At 61.1% G+C, this 18,630-nt stretch carries 15 protein-coding genes; 7 read left to right on the top strand and 8 right to left on the bottom strand.

Features of this window, described 5'->3' with window-relative positions:
* Positions 1-317: 317 nt before the first annotated feature.
* From DWQ09_16905 to DWQ09_16880, 6 genes are all read right to left on the bottom strand, one after another.
* Entirely contained in the window at positions 318-1,661 is a 1,344-nt protein-coding gene (locus DWQ09_16905; protein ID KAA3626362.1) for a sigma-54-dependent Fis family transcriptional regulator, read from the bottom strand.
* Positions 1,658-4,648 (bottom strand): GHKL domain-containing protein, encoded by a 2,991-nt coding sequence (locus DWQ09_16900; protein ID KAA3626361.1) that lies wholly within the window; start codon positions 4,646-4,648, stop codon positions 1,658-1,660. The genes DWQ09_16905 and DWQ09_16900 overlap by 4 nt, the downstream gene beginning before the upstream one ends.
* The gene (locus tag DWQ09_16895) at positions 4,638-4,838 is read right to left on the bottom strand and encodes a UTP--glucose-1-phosphate uridylyltransferase (GenBank protein KAA3626360.1); all 201 of its coding nucleotides are present in this window, start codon (positions 4,836-4,838) and stop codon (positions 4,638-4,640) included. Before DWQ09_16895 ends, DWQ09_16900 begins: the two co-directional genes overlap by 11 nt.
* A gap of 62 nt (positions 4,839-4,900) precedes the next feature.
* Entirely contained in the window at positions 4,901-5,821 is a 921-nt protein-coding gene (locus DWQ09_16890; protein ID KAA3626432.1) for a tRNA glutamyl-Q(34) synthetase GluQRS, read from the bottom strand.
* A gap of 130 nt (positions 5,822-5,951) precedes the next feature.
* Positions 5,952-6,407, bottom strand: a complete 456-nt coding sequence (gene dksA / locus DWQ09_16885; protein KAA3626359.1) for an RNA polymerase-binding protein DksA — start codon at positions 6,405-6,407, stop codon at positions 5,952-5,954.
* A 74-nt stretch (positions 6,408-6,481) separates the two neighbouring features.
* On the bottom strand, positions 6,482-6,874 hold the full coding sequence (locus DWQ09_16880; GenBank protein KAA3626358.1) for a hypothetical protein: 393 nt from the start codon (positions 6,872-6,874) through the stop codon (positions 6,482-6,484).
* Positions 6,875-7,073: 199 nt separating this feature from the next.
* Between DWQ09_16880 and DWQ09_16875 the strand changes: the two genes are divergently transcribed.
* The 7 genes from DWQ09_16875 to lysS all read left to right on the top strand — a co-directional run bounded on the left by DWQ09_16875 (position 7,074) and on the right by lysS (position 16,363).
* Positions 7,074-8,285, top strand: coding sequence for an alanine transaminase (locus tag DWQ09_16875; GenBank protein ID KAA3626431.1), 1,212 nt, complete (start codon positions 7,074-7,076; stop codon positions 8,283-8,285).
* Positions 8,282-9,589: a homoserine dehydrogenase gene (locus DWQ09_16870; protein ID KAA3626357.1), complete on the top strand. Its 1,308-nt coding sequence runs from the start codon at positions 8,282-8,284 to the stop codon at positions 9,587-9,589. Before DWQ09_16875 ends, DWQ09_16870 begins: the two co-directional genes overlap by 4 nt.
* 57 nt (positions 9,590-9,646) lie before the next feature.
* Positions 9,647-10,726, top strand: coding sequence for a threonine synthase (locus DWQ09_16865; GenBank protein KAA3626356.1), 1,080 nt, complete (start codon positions 9,647-9,649; stop codon positions 10,724-10,726).
* Positions 10,727-10,744: 18 nt separating this feature from the next.
* Entirely contained in the window at positions 10,745-11,803 is a 1,059-nt protein-coding gene (locus tag DWQ09_16860; protein ID KAA3626355.1) for a hypothetical protein, read from the top strand.
* 22 nt (positions 11,804-11,825) lie between these two features.
* Positions 11,826-13,553, top strand: coding sequence for a single-stranded-DNA-specific exonuclease RecJ (gene recJ, locus DWQ09_16855; GenBank protein KAA3626430.1), 1,728 nt, complete (start codon positions 11,826-11,828; stop codon positions 13,551-13,553).
* A 120-nt stretch (positions 13,554-13,673) separates the two neighbouring features.
* Positions 13,674-14,772 (top strand): peptide chain release factor 2 gene (gene prfB, locus DWQ09_16850; protein KAA3626354.1). Its coding sequence is split into 2 segments (ribosomal slippage): positions 13,674-13,748 and positions 13,750-14,772, totalling 1,098 coding nucleotides; the frame shifts between segments, so codons are not numbered across the junction.
* A gap of 97 nt (positions 14,773-14,869) precedes the next feature.
* Positions 14,870-16,363, top strand: coding sequence for a lysine--tRNA ligase (gene lysS, locus DWQ09_16845; protein KAA3626353.1), 1,494 nt, complete (start codon positions 14,870-14,872; stop codon positions 16,361-16,363).
* A 70-nt stretch (positions 16,364-16,433) separates the two neighbouring features.
* On the opposite strand, the gene DWQ09_16840 is transcribed toward lysS, so the two are convergent.
* Positions 16,434-17,276 carry an HDOD domain-containing protein gene (locus DWQ09_16840; GenBank protein ID KAA3626352.1) on the bottom strand — a complete coding sequence of 281 codons (843 nt, stop codon included), beginning with the start codon at positions 17,274-17,276 and terminating at the stop codon, positions 16,434-16,436.
* Between the two features lie 98 nt (positions 17,277-17,374).
* On the bottom strand, positions 17,375-18,442 hold the full coding sequence (locus DWQ09_16835; protein ID KAA3626351.1) for a folate-binding protein: 1,068 nt from the start codon (positions 18,440-18,442) through the stop codon (positions 17,375-17,377).
* Positions 18,443-18,630: the final 188 nt, after the last annotated feature.

Genomic DNA, 18,630 nt, shown 5'->3' with positions numbered 1-18,630 from the left:
ATGTTGATTTATTCCTCCTCCTCGTGATTGCCCTCCATAGCATTTTGTTGTGGTCAAATCATCCCTTGGCGCAAAGTGCAAGCAAAAAATATGCAGAAAAGTTAAATAACTAATAATCAATGAGATAGAATGGTTAATTAATGTAAAAGATGTCAAGAGAAGCTAAAAATGTAACGAAATGAAACAAATAAAAGTAACGTAAAGTAACATAGGTAACACTTTTCCGATGCGAGTTTGCCTGGCAATGGCCCCTTTGGCCTGCAGATCAAGTTCTCCAAACCGCCGTTTTCAGGGAGATGCCGGGGTCGGGTCGGCTGCTATTTTCTCCGCGGGATTCCCAGGCGCTGCCGCTTTTCCCAAAGTGCTTTGCGGCTAATCCCAAGACGTTTGGCGAGTGCGGTCTCGGTGAGTTCATCCTGGTGTTCGAGGACGAAACGGCGGAAATAGTCTTCCAGGGAAAGATCAAGGTCTGTACTTGGGGACACCTCGGCGTTTTTATCGGGGAGCCGGGCGGGCTCGATCGAGAGCATCTCGGGAGTGATGCTGTGGCCATCGGAGAGGATGACGGCGCGCTCGATCGCGTTCTCCATCTCCCGCACATTACCCGGCCAGGGGTACTTGAGCAGGGTCTCCATGGAGGCGGGTGTAAACTGCAACGGAGCCCGATTCAAACGGCGGCAGCTCTTCTCTAAGAGGAATTCTGCAAGCTGAGCCACGTCTTCGCCGCGCTCGCGCAACGGCGGCAGGTGAATCTCCATGACACGCAGGCGAAAATAGAGGTCTTCGCGAAACTCGCCGGTCTTCACCTGCTGTTGAAGATCGCGATGCGTGGCGGCGACCAACCTTACATCGACCTTGCGCTCGTGTGGTGAGCCGATACGCCGGATCTCTCCCTCCTGCAGTACGCGCAGCAAACGGCCCTGCGCGGTCAGCGGCAACTCGCCGATCTCGTCGAGGAACAACGTACCCCCGTCGGCCGCCTCTACCAGGCCGTGCCGGATGCCTACGGCACCGGTAAAAGCGCCTTTCTCGTGGCCGAAGAGCTCCGACTCGATCAGACTTTCTGGGATGGCAGCGCAATTGACGGTGATGATGGGGCCGTCCTTGCGGGGGCTGGTTTCGTGCAGGGCGCGAGCTACCAGCTCTTTGCCGGTACCCGATTCACCCAAAATAAGCACTGTGGTATCGGTTGGCGCGACTTTACTGATGCGGTTGAAAACCTCTTTCATGGGCGGGCATTCGCCTACCAGACCGGAGACCGGGTAATTGCGCTCGAGATCGCTTTTCAGTGCGATATTCTGGCGTGCCATTCGATTCTGCTGCAGCAGACGCTCCACCAACAGCAGCATCTCATCGTGATCAAAGGGTTTGGCGATATAGTCGGCGGCACCCAATTGCATCGAGTCCACGGCGGAGCGCACGCTGGCGTAGCTGGTCATGATGACTACCGGTGTGTTCTCGCAGTGGGCGATGATATCGGTGCCCGGCGTCCCCGGCAGGCGCAGGTCGGCGATGACGAGATCGAAAGAGGTCAGGTCGTGGTTCTCGACTGCCTCGGCCACCGAACCGGCATCGGCCACTTCATAACCGTTGCGCTCCAGGAGACGCAGCAGTGCCTGGCGTATGACTTTTTCGTCCTCGACGATGAGGATCCGATTCATGGGATGGTCGCTCCGTCCTGGCTGTTCAGTGAGGGGTGGATTGTCACACTGCCCGCGGGCAAGCGAATGATGAAGCAGGAGCCACGTCCGGGTTCGCTGTCGATGTGAATGGTGCCGTCGTGGTCTTGCAGGATGCTGTAGACCAGCGGCAAGCCCAGTCCGGTGCCCTTGCCGGGTTCCTTGGTGGTAAAGAACGGCTCGAAGATCTGCTCCTGCAACTCCAGCGGTATACCGCATCCCTGGTCGGTGATCTCGATACGCAGCCAATCTTCCTCGCGGTGTGCTTCGAGAGTGACACGATCGCCGGGTGCGGAGGCGTCACAGGCGTTGGTGAGCAGATTGACGAACACCTGAATCAAGCGCTGGCGATCACCAAGGATCTCAAACCCCTGTGTGCAGTTGTTTTGTAATTCCGCCAGCTTGCCGGCGTGGCTCAGGCGCACCAGGCGGACGGCTTCGTCGATACAATCGCGCAGGTCGAAGCGGGTGCTGGTCGAGCCATCGGGCATACCGCCGTGACTGAATGAGACCAGCGAGTGGACGATGTCGCCGATGCGTTGGGTCTGTTCCAGGATGCGCGTCACATGGTCTCTGGTCTGTTCGGACTCGGTCTCATCGCGCAGGTTTTGTGCGAGGCAGGCGATCCCGGTGACCGGATTGCCGATTTCGTGCGCCACGCCGGCCGCCAGGCGCCCGATAGAGGCCAGGCGCTCGCTATGCATCAGCTCGTCTTCCAGCAGTTGCAGGTCGGTGAGATCCTCCACCAGCAGCACCAGACCGCTACGATCGGTTGTATCGCGGCCATTGCGGTAGCGGTTTTGCGGGGCCTCAATGGCCGCCTTATGCAGGTTCAGCCATCGGGTACGACCCTCCAGCGTGATGCGTTGTTTGTGGAGGTGGCGATCTTTGGTGCGGATGAAATCGCTGAACAGCCGCCCCCAGGGAGGCGGCAGTTCCTGGATGGGTGTGGCCAGCACCTCGTTGCGCTCGATCCCCGAGAGCAGTTCCATCGCCAGGTTCCAGACCACGATCTCCTGGCTGGGACCCAGGGAGCAGACGCCAAGCGGCAGGTCCTGCAGAATCTGACGATGATAGCGGCGGAGTGCATCGAGCTCGGCCGCCAGACCCTGCAGTTCGATGCGCGACTCCTCGACGCGCTCTTCAATGAACCGCATCCCGTCGGCCAGAGCGCTTTGGGCGCGGCTGCTCATCTTGATGGGATTTTCCACGAACATCCGTGCCATCTGGGGACCCACGAGCCCGGAGAGGTTGCGTTCGATCTTGTCCCGTAGACGACGCAGCTGGGCGGGCCGGCGCTCCTCATTACCCATCTCCAGATCACGCAATGCCTGCGTCACCTCCTTGTTGGCGGCCACGTCGCCCATGTAGCGGGAAAGCTGTTCGCGGTACTGGTCGGGAGAGAAGGCGGTGAGGGCGCCGCTGGCCGGGACAAGGATATGGCGGCAGCAGGCGTTGGCGGCATCCTGCTCCTCGCGCGAAGGGCGGGTGATCAGTGACACGCCAAGAAACAACACGCCATTGACCAGCAACGACCAGAAAGTGGCGAAGGTCCATTTGTCCTGACCGGCGGCCGTCATCAGCGTCTGCGCATCGAAGTCATAGGTCAGGAATCCACTGCTCTGAAGCAACGGGAACAGCAAGGTAACGGCCCACACCAATCCACCCCCCAGCAGACCGGCGATGAAGCCCCAGGCGGTTGCGCGCGGCCAGTAGAGCAGGCCGACAACCCCGGGAAGGAACTGAGCCACCGCCACAAAGGAGATCAGGCCCAGTTGCACCAGGCCCTGGTGTTTCTCCAGAAGCAGCGAAAAGAAGTAACCGGTAAAGATGATGACGGCGATCAGCACGCGCCGGCCCCATAGCAACCAGCGGTAGATGTCGAGCTTGGGATCGGGATAGCTCGCCGGGAGCAGCAGGTGGTTGAGACACATAGCGGCCAGGGCGAGTGTGGTGACGATCATCATCGCGCTGGCGGCGGAAACCCCCCCAAGAAAAGCCATGGTGGGCAGCAGAGCGCTTCCGCTGCTCAGGGTGATACCGAGTACGTAGTAGTCAGGTTCGGTGGGTTGCCCCAGGGCGGTTCCAGCCCACAGCACGACCGGGATCGCCAGGTTGAGCAGCAGCAGATAGAAGGGTAAGCCCCAGCTGGCGATCGGCAGCGTGCGCTCGTCGATGTTCTCGGCGAACGCCATATGAAACTGGCGCGGCAGCAGAAACGCGGCAGCGAACGAGAGCACCATGAAGGTGGACCAGGGTCCATTCTTTACAGGTTCGTACAAAGCCTCCAGCGCTTCGGGATTCTCGGCCAGCCAGAGGTTCAGCTGGTCAAAACCGCCAAATACCCCGAAGACCGCGAACAAACCCACCACCATTAACGCGAGAAGCTTGAACAGCGATTCAAACGCGATGGCCACCACCAGGCCCTCGTGTTTGTCACGGGGTGATATATGCCGTGCGCCAAAGAGGATGGCAAAAGCGGTGAGGATCAGACAAAAACCCAGCGCAAGTTCACCCGTCGCAGACTCTTTGGTCAGAATGCGCAGCGATTCGGTGACGGCGCGGATCTGCAGCGCGATATAGGGCAGGGTTCCTGCGAGCATGAACAGAGTGACGAGTACACCGGCAGCCTGGCTGCGAAAACGAAAGGCGAACAGGTCTGCGAGTGAGCTGAGCTGGTAATCCCGGGTCAGGCGCAGGATGGGCTGCAACAAGAAAGGCGTCAGTACGAAGGCAAGCGTCACGCCCAGATAGATGGTCAGGAAATTGTAGCCCTGGGCCTGGGCGAATCCCACGCTGCCGTAGTAAGACCACGAGGTGGCGTAGACGCCCAGCGATAGTACATAGGTCAGCGGGTGGCGGGCGACCCGGCTTGAGATCCAGCCGCGATCAACCGCGTAAGCGATCAGAAACAGCAGCGCCAGATAGGCGACAACCGCCAGGAAGAGTTGCCCGATATCAAATGTCATCGCTCCCTCGGCGCAGCTGCGCTATCGCCACCAATACGATGATCACCAACCAGATGAGATACGGGAGGTACCACGGGCTGTCTTCGACCGCCCACCATGTGAGAAAGGGCGTGGCGTACATCATGAGCCCGAACAAAAAGACCAGTACCAGGCTGGTTAGCGGTCGTCCAGGTTCGGGTTTGAGTTGCATGCGCTCACCGGGGCTGTGCGGATTGCGCAAGCTTAACAGATGTTGTTACAAATAGTAGCAATCTAGCGAGACCACGCCTCTGGCGGATGCCACACCAGGCCGCTTGATCTCGGCACGCGATGGAGATCCCAGTGATCGACCGCCCAGCGCAGAATCTCAGCTTGGGTAGCATAGCGCAGGTCGTCACTGACCGCCTGCCCCAAAAAGGTCAGTGCCTCCAGCAAATAGCGGTTGCCGGCACCCTGGGTCAGAGGCTGGGCACCGGTCTGCTTGCTCAGTTTGTGCCCCAAATCGTTCGTGGCGACGGGTAGGTGAGCGTAGCGCGGTGGTGGAAATCCGAGCAGTTGCTGCAGGTAAAGCTGCCGTGGAGTGGCGTTGAGCAGGTCGCTGCCACGTACCACCTCGGTGATGCCCTGCGCGGCGTCATCCACCACCACCGCCAGCTGGTAAGCGATCAATCCATCGGCCCGTTTTACGACGAAATCACCGACACCTGTCTCCAGGCGCTGACCGTACTCACCTTGAATGGTGTCGATAAAGGCGATGGGATCGTTGTGCGTACGCGTTCTCAGCGCAAGGTGTTTGCCGACCGCAGTACGGTTGCGACACGTCCCCGGATAGATCCAGCCTTCAGTGCCGGGAGATGCACGGGCGGCGATTTCGCTGCGGCTGCAGCTGCAGGGGTAGAGAACACCGAGGGTATCGAGCCGATCCAGGGCCTCCCGGTAACGGTGTTGCCGCGTGCTCTGGTACACGACCGGCCCGTCCCACTCCAGCCCCAGGTGATCGAGTGTGAAAAGAATGGCGTCAGCCGCACCCGCTATCTCGCGAGGGGGATCGAGGTCCTCGATACGAACCAGCCATTCTCCTCCTGAGCTTCGCGCCTGCAGATAGCTCCCGAGCGCCGCGACCAATGACCCGAAGTGCAGCGGCCCGGTGGGGGAGGGAGCGAAGCGGCCGCGGTAATGCGGGATGCCACTCATGCACATACCAAACCGTGTTCGGCGTGGCGGAAACAGGCGGGCACCGGGTGCTTGAGAGCGCTAGCGACGATTGCCCAAGGGGGGGGATGAGCGAGCAACGGGTTGCGGGTGCCGGTTGGCACCCGCGGTGTCAACCCATCTGTTTTTCGCGAATCTCGTCGAGTGTTTTGCAATCGATACACAGCGTGGCCGTGGGGCGGGCCTCCAGACGGCGGATGCCGATCTCGACGCCACACGATTCGCAATAGCCGTAGTCGTTGCTTTCGAGAGCGGCCAGTGATTCGTCGATCTTTTTGATCAGCTTGCGCTCGCGGTCACGGGTGCGCAGTTCCAGACTGAACTCGGATTCCTGGGTGGCCCGATCGTTGGGATCGGGAAAATTCGCCGCATCGTCCTTCATGTGATGAACGGTGCGATCGACCTCTTCCATCAGCTCGCGCTTCCACGCCAGCAGCATCTGGCGGAAATGCTCCACCTGCTTCTCATTCATATACGCCTCACCCTTTTTCGGGGTGTAGGGCGTGACGTCCTTGATTACTCCCACGTTCGAATCTGGAGTAGCGGCGGTTGGTTTCTTAGCAGCCATGCGGGACACTCCTGCCCAACAAAAAAACGGATTCTATACCAGATTGGCCAGGATACGGCAAACCTGATCTGACTTTAGCGCTCCGGCTGCGGGCCCGCCTCGATGATCAGCGCTGCCACTACCGCACGTCCTTCGGAAATCAGGACATTGTAGGTGCGGCATGCAGCGCCTGTATCCATGATCTCGACACCTATGCCGCGCCCGTAGAGCGGCGCGGTGAGCATCCGATCGGGAAAGACGAGTCGCTCTCCGGTGCCGATCAGCACCACCTCCGGCGCCATCTCCAGAATGGGCGCCAAATGCTCCGCTTGCAGCTCGCCGATGTGTTGTGGTGCCCAGTCAGCGAGCAGCTCCCCGCCGCCGATGACCAGGCTGCGGTAGAAGAGCTGGTCGTTGACCGTGATGGCACCGGGGCGGTAGGCGCGGATGTGGTACTGATCGCCGGGCCCGTGGAGGTTAAGCTTCATACGATTCCCAAAGTTTGGTGACAGAACTTGGAGCCGGGTCTGCAACAGCAGGCGATTCGCCTTGTAGAGCACTAATTTTAAACCGTGGTTTGGCAATTGACAGCTGTAAGGCACCGCCAGTAACGTACAATGCTTTTACTTTGGCAAACGTTCACCCTTCCGCAGGAGGGGTTTCTTGTTTTGGGGATCTACGCACTTGATCGACGAATTTCCTAGAATTAAGCGGCTACCGCCCTATGTCTTTAACATCGTTAACGAGTTGAAGGCGGCCGCTCGTACGCGCGGGGAGGATATCATCGATTTCGGGATGGGCAACCCGGATCAGCCCACCCCCGCCCATATCGTCGAAAAGCTGGTCGAGGCCGCGCGTCGCAACGACACGCATCGCTATTCGCAGTCCAAGGGTATCCCGCGCCTGCGCCGCGCCATTGCCAACTGGTACGGACGCCGGTTCAACGTGGATCTCGATCCCGAGCGCGAGGCCATTGTCACCATCGGCTCAAAAGAGGGTCTGGCCCACTTGTCCCTGGCCACCATGGGCCCCGGTGATGCGGTGCTGGTTCCCAATCCCGCCTATCCGATACACCCTTACGGTTTCGTAATCTCCGGCGCCGACATTCGTCACGTCCCGTTGGTGCCGGATATCGATTTCTTCGTCGAACTGGAAAAGGCGATCAAGGATTCCTGGCCTAAACCCAAGATGCTGGTGCTCAATTTTCCAGGCAATCCGACGACGCAGTGCGTGGAACTGGATTTCTTCGAGAAAGTGGTGGAGATCGCCCGCGAGCACCAAATCTGGGTGGTTCACGACATCGCCTACGCCGATATCGTCTTCGACGGCTATGTGGCGCCCTCGATCCTCCAGGTGCCGGGTGCGCGCGACGTTGCTGTCGAATTTTTCTCGCTCTCCAAGAGCTACAGCATGCCCGGCTGGCGCGTCGGTTTCATGTGCGGCAATGCCACCCTGGTGGCGGCGCTGGCGCGCATGAAATCCTATCTGGACTACGGCATGTTCACACCGATCCAGGTGGCCTCGATCATGGCGCTGGATGGTCCGCAGGAGTGTGTCAAGGAGATCTGCGAGCGCTACGAGAGTCGCCGCGATGTGCTGTGCGATGGTCTTAATGCCGCCGGCTGGGAGATGGAGAAGCCCAAGGCGACCATGTTCGTCTGGGCACCGATCCCGGAACCCTACCGCGAGATGGGTTCGCTGGAGTTTTGCAAGAAGGTGCTGCGTGACGCCAAAGTGGCGGTTTCACCCGGCATTGGCTTCGGCGAATACGGCGACGATCATGTGCGCTTCGCGTTGATTGAGAACGAACATCGCACCCGGCAGGCGATTCGGGGGGTGCGCGACATGTTGCGTAAAGACGGTCTGGTGGCCACGGCATCAAGTGGAGGAAGCCAGTGAATCCGGTTAGAATCGGCCTGCTGGGCCTGGGCACCGTCGGTGGCGGCACCTACGATGTATTGCTGCGCAATGCCGAGGAGATCACCCGACGTGCGGGGCGCGGAATCGTCATCGCCCACGCCGCGGCGCGCGAGATCGAGGGCAGCCGCTTTCAGCGGAGCAAGGACATCCAGCTAACCACCGATCCCTACGAGGTGGTCAACAATCCGGACGTGGAAGTGGTGGTGGAGCTGATCGGCGGTTATGACCCCGCCAAGGATCTGGTGCTGCGCGCGATCGAACAGGGCAAGCACGTGGTCACCGCCAACAAGGCGCTCATCGCGCTGCATGGCAACGAGATCTTCGCCGCCGCTCAGAGCAAAGGCGTCGTGGTGGCCTTCGAAGCGGCGGTGGCGGGCGGGATTCCGATCATCAAGGCGATTCGCGAGGGGCTCGCCGGCAACGAAATCCTCGGTGTCGCGGGAATCATCAACGGCACTGGAAATTTCATCCTGACCGCGATGCGCGACGAAAGGCGTGAGTTCGATGACGTGCTGGCCGAGGCCCAGCGGTTGGGCTACGCCGAGGCCGATCCCACCTTCGATGTGGAGGGGATCGATGCCGCGCACAAACTGACGATCCTGGCATCGATCGCCTTCGGCATTCCGCTGCAGTTCGATCGGGTCTATACCGAGGGCATCAGCAGGCTCACGCAAGGCGACGTGGGGTATGCGGAGGAACTCGGCTACCGCATCAAGCACCTGGGTATCGCCCGGCGCAATAACGGCGGGGTCGAACTGCGGGTTCATCCCACCCTGATTCCCAGGCGGCGCCTGATCGCCAACGTGGATGGGGTGATGAACGCGGTTCTGGTCGAAGGCGATGCCGTCGGACCCACCCTTTACTACGGGGCGGGTGCGGGGGCCCAGCCGACCGCATCGGCCGTGGTTGCGGATCTGGTCGATGTGGTGCGGGCGTTGACGACCGATCCGGAAAACCGGGTGCCCCACCTGGCCTTCCAACCCGATGCGTTGCAGGACATGACCATCGTCTCCATGGACGAGGTGGAGTGTGCCTATTACCTGCGCCTGCAGGCCCTCGACAAACCCGGTGTGCTGGCGGACGTGACCCGCATCCTCGCCGATCTGGAGATCAGTATCGAGGCGATTCTGCAGAAAGAGCCGGAGGCGGGTGCCACTTCCGTGCCGGTAATCCTGCTCACCCACCCGGTCAAGGAACGCGCGGTGAACGAGGCGATGCGCCGCATCGAGGCACTCGACAGCATCACTGCCCCGGTGATGCGCATACGCGTGGAGCATTTTTAAGCCTGCGCGGGACTGTATTTCTGAAGTTTCGGCCCGAGCCTGATAAAGGACTGTTACATGACCCCCAGCCGCCGCTACCTCGGCTTGATCGACAAATACCGTGAACGCCTGCCGGTGCATGATGACACGCGGATCATCAGCCTCAACGAGGGCAACACGCCGCTGCTGCGGCTCAACAACATCACCCGTGATCTCGGCCGGGATGTGGATATCTACGTCAAGTACGAAGGGCTGAATCCCACCGGCTCGTTCAAGGATCGCGGCATGACCATGGCGGTGACCCGAGCTGTGGATGAGGGCAGCCGCGCCATCATTTGCGCCTCCACCGGCAATACCAGTGCGGCGGCGGCGGCGTACGCAGCACGTGCGGGGATCACGGCCTTTGTCCTCATTCCGGAGGGCAAGATCGCGCTGGGCAAACTGGCCCAGGCGATGATGCACGGTGCCCTGGTACTGCAGATCGAAGGCAATTTCGACGATGGCATGCGGCTGGTGAAAGAGGTGGCGGGTGAGGCGCCGGTGACCATTGTCAACTCGATCAATCCCTACCGACTGCAGGGCCAGAAAACCGCGGCCTTCGAGATCGTGGAGCAGCTCGGTCGCGCGCCCGACTATCACTGCCTGCCGGTGGGCAACGCCGGCAATATCAGCGCCTATTGGATGGGCTACACCGAGTACTTCACCGATGGACTGGTCACCCGCCGACCGACGATGTGCGGCTATCAGGCCGCAGGCGCGGCGCCGTTTCTGCGCGGTCATCCGGTGGAGAATCCGGAGACGGTGGCGACTGCGATCCGTATCGGCAATCCACAGAGCTGGGACAAGGCGGTCAATGCCCAACAGGAATCGGGCGGCTGGTTCGATGAGTTCAGCGATGAGGAGATCCTCGCCGCTCAAAAGCTGCTGGCGCAACGCGAAGGCATTTTTTGCGAACCCGCCTCGGCGATCTCGCTGGCCGGTGCATTGCGCGACATACAAAGTGGCAAGATCGTCGCCGGCAGCCAGGTGGTCTGCACCTTGACCGGCCATGGGCTGAAGGATCCGGATACCGCCATCCGCCAGAGCGGTGATCAGGTGCGCAAGGTGAGAGCCGAACTTGGTGCGGTGAAGGACGCCATACTCGGGCATCTCGCCTAGGGGGCTGTCCGGGCACCCGTGGAGCACCACAACGCTTACGATCTGCATCTGGCCGCACCGCGGCTCTCCCGTGCGCTGCCTGCCTGGTTCGATCACGCGGGATTGATTCCCGCGACACCTGCCCTGGAACGCATGCTGGCACGGGCCGATCGGCTTGGCAGCCCGCTTGCCACCGCAGCACTCGAGGCGCCGCTCGCGTTCTTTGGGCCGACACTGCGCGAGGGCACGCAACCGCCGTGGGCCGCGCTGGCGCTCGCCGGGGAGACGAACGGTCAGCGGGCAGGATGCTGGCTGCGTATCGATCCCGTGCATCTGCGTCCCGATATGGCGCAGCTGCTGCTTTTTGCTCCTCCCGACTTTTCCCTGACCGGGGCAGAGGCCACGGCCCTGGCGGCAACCGTTTCATCCTGCCTGGAGGAGTGGGGGGAGTTGACGATGCCCCACCCGACCCGGTGGTATCTCAAGCTCAAAAATTCCACCCCGCTCGCAACGGTCCCGGTGGAGCGGGTGGCGGGACGAGACACTCAGGGTCGGTTACCCGAGGGGGAGGCGGGCCGGGCGTGGCGTACGCGAATCAACGAGATCCAGATGCTGCTCTTTGAACATCCTGTCAACCAGCAACGCGAGCAGCAGGGGCTTCCGGCCATCAACAGCATCTGGCCATGGGGCTGGGGCCAGACACCCCGGGTGGCAGAGCCTCGTTATCGCAGTGTCTGTGCCGCCGCGCCGATCGTGCGCGGGCTTGCACGGCTTGGCGGCGTCAGTGCCGTAGTGGCTAGTGAGTCTTTGGACGATTGGCTTGCGCAGGGTCTGCCTGCGGGCGAGCATCTGATCTGGCTGGACCTGGACAACGCCCGGGCTGCCCGTGATCCGGAGGTTTGGGGCGCATGGCTGGAATCGTTGGAGTTGAAGTGGTTCGCTGACCTGGCCGATCTGCTGCAGCGCAACCGATTGCGCAGCCTGGTGCTGCACAGCGGTGATGGCCAGGCGTGGCGCATGACCCGCCGTGCGCTGCGCCGATTCTGGCGCCGGTCGCGACCATTGCCGAACCGGCTGCGATTGGAAGTGGAGGCCTAGCGTGAGTCTTCCCCAGGTGCGGATCGTCATCCGCCGTCGCAGCGTACCGGAGGTACCGCTGGAGCTGCCGGCGGAACTGCACCCGGTCCTGCATCGGGTGTTTGCCGCGCGCGGCGTGCGCAGCGCCGCCGATCTGGATATCGCGCTCGGCACCTTGCCCGACCCGCACTGTTTCAAGGGCATCGATGCTGCGGTGACGCTGCTCATCGCAGCGATGGAGCAGGATCGACATATACTCATCGTCGCCGATTATGATGCCGACGGCGCCACCAGCTGTGCCGTCGCGGTCAGGGGGCTGCGCGCGCTGGGGGCGCGACGGGTCAGCTATGTGGTTCCCGACCGTTTTCGCTACGGTTATGGTCTCAGCCCCGAGATCGTCGCGGTGGCAGCCCGGCAGCATCCCGATCTCATCGTTACCGTGGACAACGGTATCTCCAGTATCGAGGGGGTGGCGGCGGCTCAGGCAATGGGAATCCCTGTGCTCGTTACCGATCATCACCTGCCGGGGGACGGGCTGCCGGACGCAGCCGCCATCGTCAATCCCAATCAACCCGGGTGCGGCTTCCCGACCAAGCATCTGGCGGGAGTCGGGGTGATGTTTTACCTGCTGATGGCGTTGCGCACGGCGCTGCGCGAGGCGGGGCATTTTGCCGCTGTGCCGGAGCCCAATCTGGCGGAGCTGCTCGATCTGGTTGCGCTGGGGACGGTTGCCGATGTGGTCGCCCTGGACCGTTGCAACCGCGCCCTGGTGGAGCAGGGGCTGCGGCGTATCCGTGCCGGGCACGGTTGTGCCGGAATCCGGGCACTGCTGACGGTGGCAGGCCGCGATCCGGCCGGTCTGGTGGCGTCGGATCTGGGCTTTGCGGTGGCCCCGCGTCTCAACGCAGCCGGGCGCCTCACCGAGATGTCACTGGGCATCGAGTGCCTCCTGAGCTCGACCCCGGAGGCCGCTTTCGAGACGGCAACCCGGCTCGACACCCTCAATCGCGAACGCCGTGGGATCGAGCAAACGATGCAGGAGCAGGCGTGGGATGCGCTGCGCACTCTTCATCTGGAGAGCGATTCGGGGTTGCCTTTCGGGCTTTGCCTGTTCGATCCGGCATGGCACCAGGGTGTGGTAGGGATCATCGCCTCACGGGTCAAGGACCGCCTCCATCGTCCGGTGGTTGCCTTTGCCCCAGGTGAGGCGGACGAGCTGAAAGGGTCAGCCCGCTCGGTACCGGGTGTGCATATCCGCGATACGCTGGACGCCGTTGCGGCCCGGCATCCAGGATTGGTGGTGCGTTTCGGAGGACATGCCATGGCGGCAGGATTGACCCTGCTGCCGCAGAACCTGGATCGCTTCAGCAGCGCCTTCGATGCGGAAGTGCGGCGCCATCTGGGCGCGGACGAACTGGAGGGCGTGGTATGGAGTGACGGGGAAGTGGCCCCCGCCGATCTGACCCTCGATTTTGCCCAATGCCTGCGTGAGGCGGCACCGTGGGGGCAGGCCTTTCCCGAACCGCGGTTCGATGGGCGCTTCGTGGTGGTCGATCGTCGCATCGTCGGGGGGCAGCATCTCAAGCTCATGGTTCAGTCCTGTGCCGGTGGCAGGGAACTCGATGCAATCTGGTTTCGCGCGCGGGATCCGGAATCGGTGCGTATCGGCGATCAGGTGCGCATGGTCTATCGGCTGGACGTCAATGAATACCGCGGGCGGCGTACCCTACAACTGATCGTCGATCATCTGGAAGCGTCACCGGGTCGGTGACTTACATGAACCCCTCTCAAAATCCCCGTGCGCTGTGCGGGATGAGACAGGTTCATACAAAGCGTTGGCTGAATTCGGTACAATTGCGCGCTTTGTCTCTATCAGCAGGCGGAAAACGGCATGGCCGAGCTCAACCCCATCTATCAGCAGATCAAGGACCTGCAAGGGCGCACAGAGGCCCTGAGGGGGTATCTTTGACTACGATCTCAAACGCGAACGCCTGATCGAGGTCGAGCGCGAGCTGGAAGATCCCAAGATCTGGAACAATCCCGCCCATGCGCAGGAGTTGGGCCGCGAACGTTCGCGGCTCGAAGAGATCGTCACGACCCTGCAAACACTGAGCAGCGGACTCAATGATGCCGGCGAGTTGCTGGATATGGCGGCAGAGGAGGACGATGAGGAGAGCATCGCCTCGGTGGAAAGTGATCTCGAAGGGTATGAGAAACGGGTGTCGGAGATGGAATTCCGCCGTATGTTTTCGGGCGAAATGGATCCCAACAATGCCTTCCTCGATATCCAGGCGGGCTCTGGCGGTACCGAGGCGCAGGACTGGGCGGAGATGCTGTTGCGCATGTACCTGCGCTGGGGGGAGCGGCACGGCTTCAAGACCGAGCTGATCGAGGTCTCACCGGGCGAGGTGGCCGGGATCAAGAGCGCGACGATCAGCTTCAGCGGTGACTATGCATTTGGCTGGCTGCGCACGGAGATCGGGGTTCACAGACTGGTGCGCAAATCGCCCTTCGATTCGGGTAACCGACGCCACACCTCGTTTGCCGCGGTGTTTGTCTCCCCGGAGGTGGACGACGACATCGATATCGAGATCAATCCGGCGGATCTGCGCGTCGATGTCTACCGTGCCAGCGGTGCCGGTGGACAGCATGTCAACCGCACCGAGTCGGCTGTGCGCGTCACCCACGCGCCTTCGGGTATCGTTGTGCAGTGTCAGAGCGAGCGCTCGCAGCACCAGAACAAGGATCGCTGCATGAAGCAGCTGCGCGCCAAACTCTACGAGTCGGAGATGCAAAAACGCACGGAGAAGCAACAGGCGCTGGAAGATACCAAGGCCGATATCGGTTGGGGCAGTCAGATTCGCTCCTACGTGCTCGACCAGTCCCGCATCAAGGATCTGCGCACCGGCGTGGAAGTGGGCAATACCCAGGCGGTGCTGGACGGTGATCTGGATCAGTTCATCGAAGCGAGCCTGAAAAGCGGTTTGTAACGGGTGCTCTCGCAAAGACACCAGGATCGCAAAGATTGTTTAGAGTTTTTGCGTGGCGCGCTTCGCGCCTCTGCGAAAGAGATCAAGAGACCTCACCATGAACAATGACGAAGAGCACACACTGATCGCCCAGCGCCGGGCAAAGCTCCAACAGTTGCGCGAGGAGGGCGTCGCCTTTCCCAACGATTTCCGCCGCAACGTGGTGGCCGGCGAGCTGCACGCCGAATACGGCGCAAAAAGCGCCGCGGAGCTGGAAACCGATGCGCTGCGGGTGAGTGTGGCCGGACGCATGATCGGTAAGCGAGTGATGGGCAAAGCAAGCTTTGTTCATCTGCTTGATATGTCGGGACGGATCCAGCTTTTCGTGCAACGTGATGCGCTGCCGGAAGGTGTCTACCAGAATTTCAAAGGCTGGGATGTGGGCGATATCGTCGGTGCCGAGGGTGTTCTGTTCAAGACCAAGACCGGTGAACTTTCGGTAAAAGTGGATGAGCTGCGCCTGCTGACCAAATCCCTGCGCCCGTTGCCGGAAAAGTTTCACGGTCTCACCGATACCGAGACCCGCTACCGGCAGCGCTACCTCGATCTGATCATGAACGAGGAGACACGCAACACCTTTCGCCTGCGCTCCGCCATCATCAACTACACCCGCGATTTCCTGGTCGAGCGCGGATTTCTCGAAGTCGAGACACCGATGATGCAGCTGATCCCGGGAGGTGCGGCGGCGCGCCCCTTTGTCACTCACCACAACGCACTCGATATGGGGTTCTATCTGCGTATCGCGCCGGAACTCTATCTCAAGCGCCTGGTGGTGGGGGGATTCGAGAAGGTGTTCGAGATCAATCGCAACTTTCGCAACGAAGGGCTCTCGACCCAGCACAATCCCGAGTTCACCATGCTGGAGTTCTACGAGGCTTACGCCGATTACAAAGACCTGATGAATCTGACCGAGACGCTGTTGCGCGGAATCGCCACCGATATTATCGGTTCGAGCACGATCCAACATCAGGGCGAGAGCTACGATTTCGGCACGCCTTTCGCGCGCATGAGCGTGCGCGACTCGATCCTGCATTTCAATGCCGATATCTCGGCTGCCGAGATCGACCAGCTGGAGTCCGCGCGTGCCGTCGCTGAACGCCTGGGGATTCCGCTGAAGGCGAGTTGGGGATTGGGCAAGGTGCAGATCGAGATCTTTGAAAAGACCGTCGAGCAGCGGCTCAGGGATCCGACCTTTATCACCGCGTACCCCACCGAGGTTTCACCGCTGGCGCGGCGTAATGACGACGACCCCTTTGTTACCGATCGCTTTGAGTTCTTCGTTGGCGGGCGCGAGATTGCCAATGGCTTTTCGGAACTCAATGATGCCGAGGATCAGGTCGAGCGTTTTCGCAAGCAGGTGGCAGAGAAGGAGGCGGGCGATGAAGAGGCGATGCATTTCGACGCGGACTATATCACTGCCCTGGAGCATGGCATGCCGCCCACGGCGGGTGAGGGCATCGGGATCGATCGGCTGGTGATGCTCTTTACCGATTCGCCGTCGATCCGCGATGTGCTGCTGTTTCCCCACATGCGTCCGGAAAGCAAGAGTTGAGCTGGCACATCAGCCGCAAAACCGAAAGGCCCGCGGTGCGGGCCTTTCGGTTTGATGCCGGCTGTGGCGCTCAGCCCGTCAACAATTCGCGGACTGCGCCAACGTCCTCGCTGGGGACGTCGATGGAAATCTCCTCTACCGAGCAGTCTATGCCCAGTTTGGCAAAGGCTGGCACCGTGGCCCAGTCCACCCTGCCCAGGGGATCCTGGCTGCCGAACAGCGCTTGAAGTTTGGCGACCTGCACGACGTCGACATAGTCGGGTTTGTCGCCACTTTGGCGCCGCAGATCGCGCACCCCGTTGGGAACTTGTACCAGCGCGTCGGAGAACCCCCAGGCCTTGAGGATGGCTTCACCGATGGTGCCGGCGGCATTCTTCAACAGCTCATCCAGCTGATCGTCGTCCGCTACCAGGGAGGAATCCTCTTCTACACGACTCAGGATCGGCAATGCACCGATGTCGTGCACCAGACCCGCCAGCATCGCCTCGTCGGGGCGTAGTCGGGTGTACTGCTTGGCGAGCACGGAGCTGATGGCGGCCACCTCGGTACTGTGCTCCCAGATCTTGCGGAAGCGCTGATCCAGCGCATCGGTGGTGGGCTGAAAAATCTGCTGCATCGCCAGACTGGTTACCACGTTGCGTACCACGCCGAGCCCGAGACGCGTGATTGCCATCTTCAGGTCATCGATGGGTTTGTTGCCTCGGTAGAGCGGGCTGTTGGAGATCTGAAAAAGCCGTGCCGCCAATGCGGGATCGGTAGCGACGATCTCGGCAATCTGGCCGGCCGAGGCCATCTCGTCTTCGACGGTGTCGCGCACCCTGAGGGCCACTTCGGGAAGGGTCGGCAACACCAGGCGATTGTGCGCCAGATCATCGAGTAGCCGTTGCAGGAATTGATCAGAGGCGTCAGTCATGGCGTTGGGTGTACTCCTCCCCGATTGGAGCGAACTGGTTGTTCTGGGCTGTCGGCTGAGGGGGCAGTCTAGCAGATACCCTTTCCGACCCGGAATCGTTATTGACTGCCCGGTTTGATCTGTTCCAACGAGTAGGGGGGATCACGTAACTCGACTGTCGCTGCTGGCGCGCCCTCAATGTGCAGGGAACCCGCTTCGCGAGCGCTGATCTGCACCATGGCCAGCACCTCGTAACCGCCATCGGGGCTCGGTGCGGAAAGGACGATGCGCCCCGTGGCTTGACCGGAGGCAGCCTCGGCGCCGATCAGTTCGCCACCCGCGGGCGGCTGGGTTTCTGCTGCCGCTTTACCGGGGAACATGCGGCGCTTGATGGTTCCAAGGAACTGGGTCCGTGCCACGACCTCCTGCCCGGTGTAACACCCCTTGTTGAAACTCACCCCGTCCAGGACCTCCAGATTGAGCATCTGCGGAGTGAACAGGGAACGCGTGGCCGCGACGACCTCGGGCTGCGCTGCCCGTATCATAAGGAGATCCCAACAGGGCGCACCGACGGGCCTGGCCTCGCTGCTCAACGATTGCCATAACCTGCCGGCATGTTCGACAGGCAAATGCAGCTCGAACCGAGGATGCTCGCCCGGTAGCCGTGTAATACGTGTCGAGCGCTGATCGGTGAAGCGATTGACTGCCTGGGGGACCGGGCCAACGTGCTGCTCAAGCAGCGCGGCGGCAGCAGATCCGGCGATGCCAAGGCGGGCGATCCCGGTACTGCGGTCATGGATCTCCACCTTCGAGCGCAGCACAAACATCCGCAAGCGCCCGGCCACCTCGTCGGCGAGTTCGCTCGGCAATGTGGCGCGGAAGCCTTCCTGCCAGGGCCAGATGCGGAAAAGGGCCAGCATGCGCCCCTTGTGGTCGCAGTAGGCGCTCAGTTGACTGTGATTGTCCTGGAGCTGACGCACATCATTGGTCAGCTGACCCTGGAGGAATTCGCCGGCGTCGACACCGCTGATCTCCAGCAGCGTATAGTGGGACAGGTCACACACCGCCGTCGCGGAGACCGCCGCTGACAGCTCTTCCTGCGGTGCGCCGAAGTGTTCAATTCGGTCCCCGTTCGTTACCGCGCCCTGGTCGATCAGTAGACGTTGCCAGTCACTCTTCATGCTCATTTTCCCGACTAAATTACAGCGGAAAGCTTAGACAATGCCGTGCCCGCTGTCCAAGGCTACGCGTAATCACGGTGTCTGCGTGCATTCTCGAAAGGAACGGTTTGATAAGCTTGTGGTACCTTAAAATCACATTTGCTTATGCAAGCATAACTGATTAAAATTTGCCGCGGTTTTTGGCGTCTCCGACT

The sequence above is a fragment of the Pseudomonadota bacterium genome (genome assembly GCA_008501635.1).
GTDB lineage: Bacteria > Pseudomonadota > Gammaproteobacteria > QQUJ01 > QQUJ01 > QQUJ01.
Note: the sequence above shows the minus strand (reverse complement) of the source record. Positions and strands in the feature narration are given on the sequence as shown.

Coding starts and splice junctions, on each gene's coding strand:
- DWQ09_16905 (KAA3626362.1), bottom strand. CDS start 1,661: ATGAATCGGATCCTCATCGTCGAGGACGAAAAAGTCATACGCCAGGCA.
- DWQ09_16900 (KAA3626361.1), bottom strand. CDS start 4,648: ATGACATTTGATATCGGGCAACTCTTCCTGGCGGTTGTCGCCTATCTG.
- DWQ09_16895 (KAA3626360.1), bottom strand. CDS start 4,838: ATGCAACTCAAACCCGAACCTGGACGACCGCTAACCAGCCTGGTACTG.
- DWQ09_16890 (KAA3626432.1), bottom strand. CDS start 5,821: ATGAGTGGCATCCCGCATTACCGCGGCCGCTTCGCTCCCTCCCCCACC.
- dksA (KAA3626359.1), bottom strand. CDS start 6,407: ATGGCTGCTAAGAAACCAACCGCCGCTACTCCAGATTCGAACGTGGGA.
- DWQ09_16880 (KAA3626358.1), bottom strand. CDS start 6,874: ATGAAGCTTAACCTCCACGGGCCCGGCGATCAGTACCACATCCGCGCC.
- DWQ09_16865 (KAA3626356.1), top strand. CDS start 9,647: ATGACCCCCAGCCGCCGCTACCTCGGCTTGATCGACAAATACCGTGAA.
- lysS (KAA3626353.1), top strand. CDS start 14,870: ATGAACAATGACGAAGAGCACACACTGATCGCCCAGCGCCGGGCAAAG.
- DWQ09_16840 (KAA3626352.1), bottom strand. CDS start 17,276: ATGACTGACGCCTCTGATCAATTCCTGCAACGGCTACTCGATGATCTG.
- DWQ09_16835 (KAA3626351.1), bottom strand. CDS start 18,442: ATGAGCATGAAGAGTGACTGGCAACGTCTACTGATCGACCAGGGCGCG.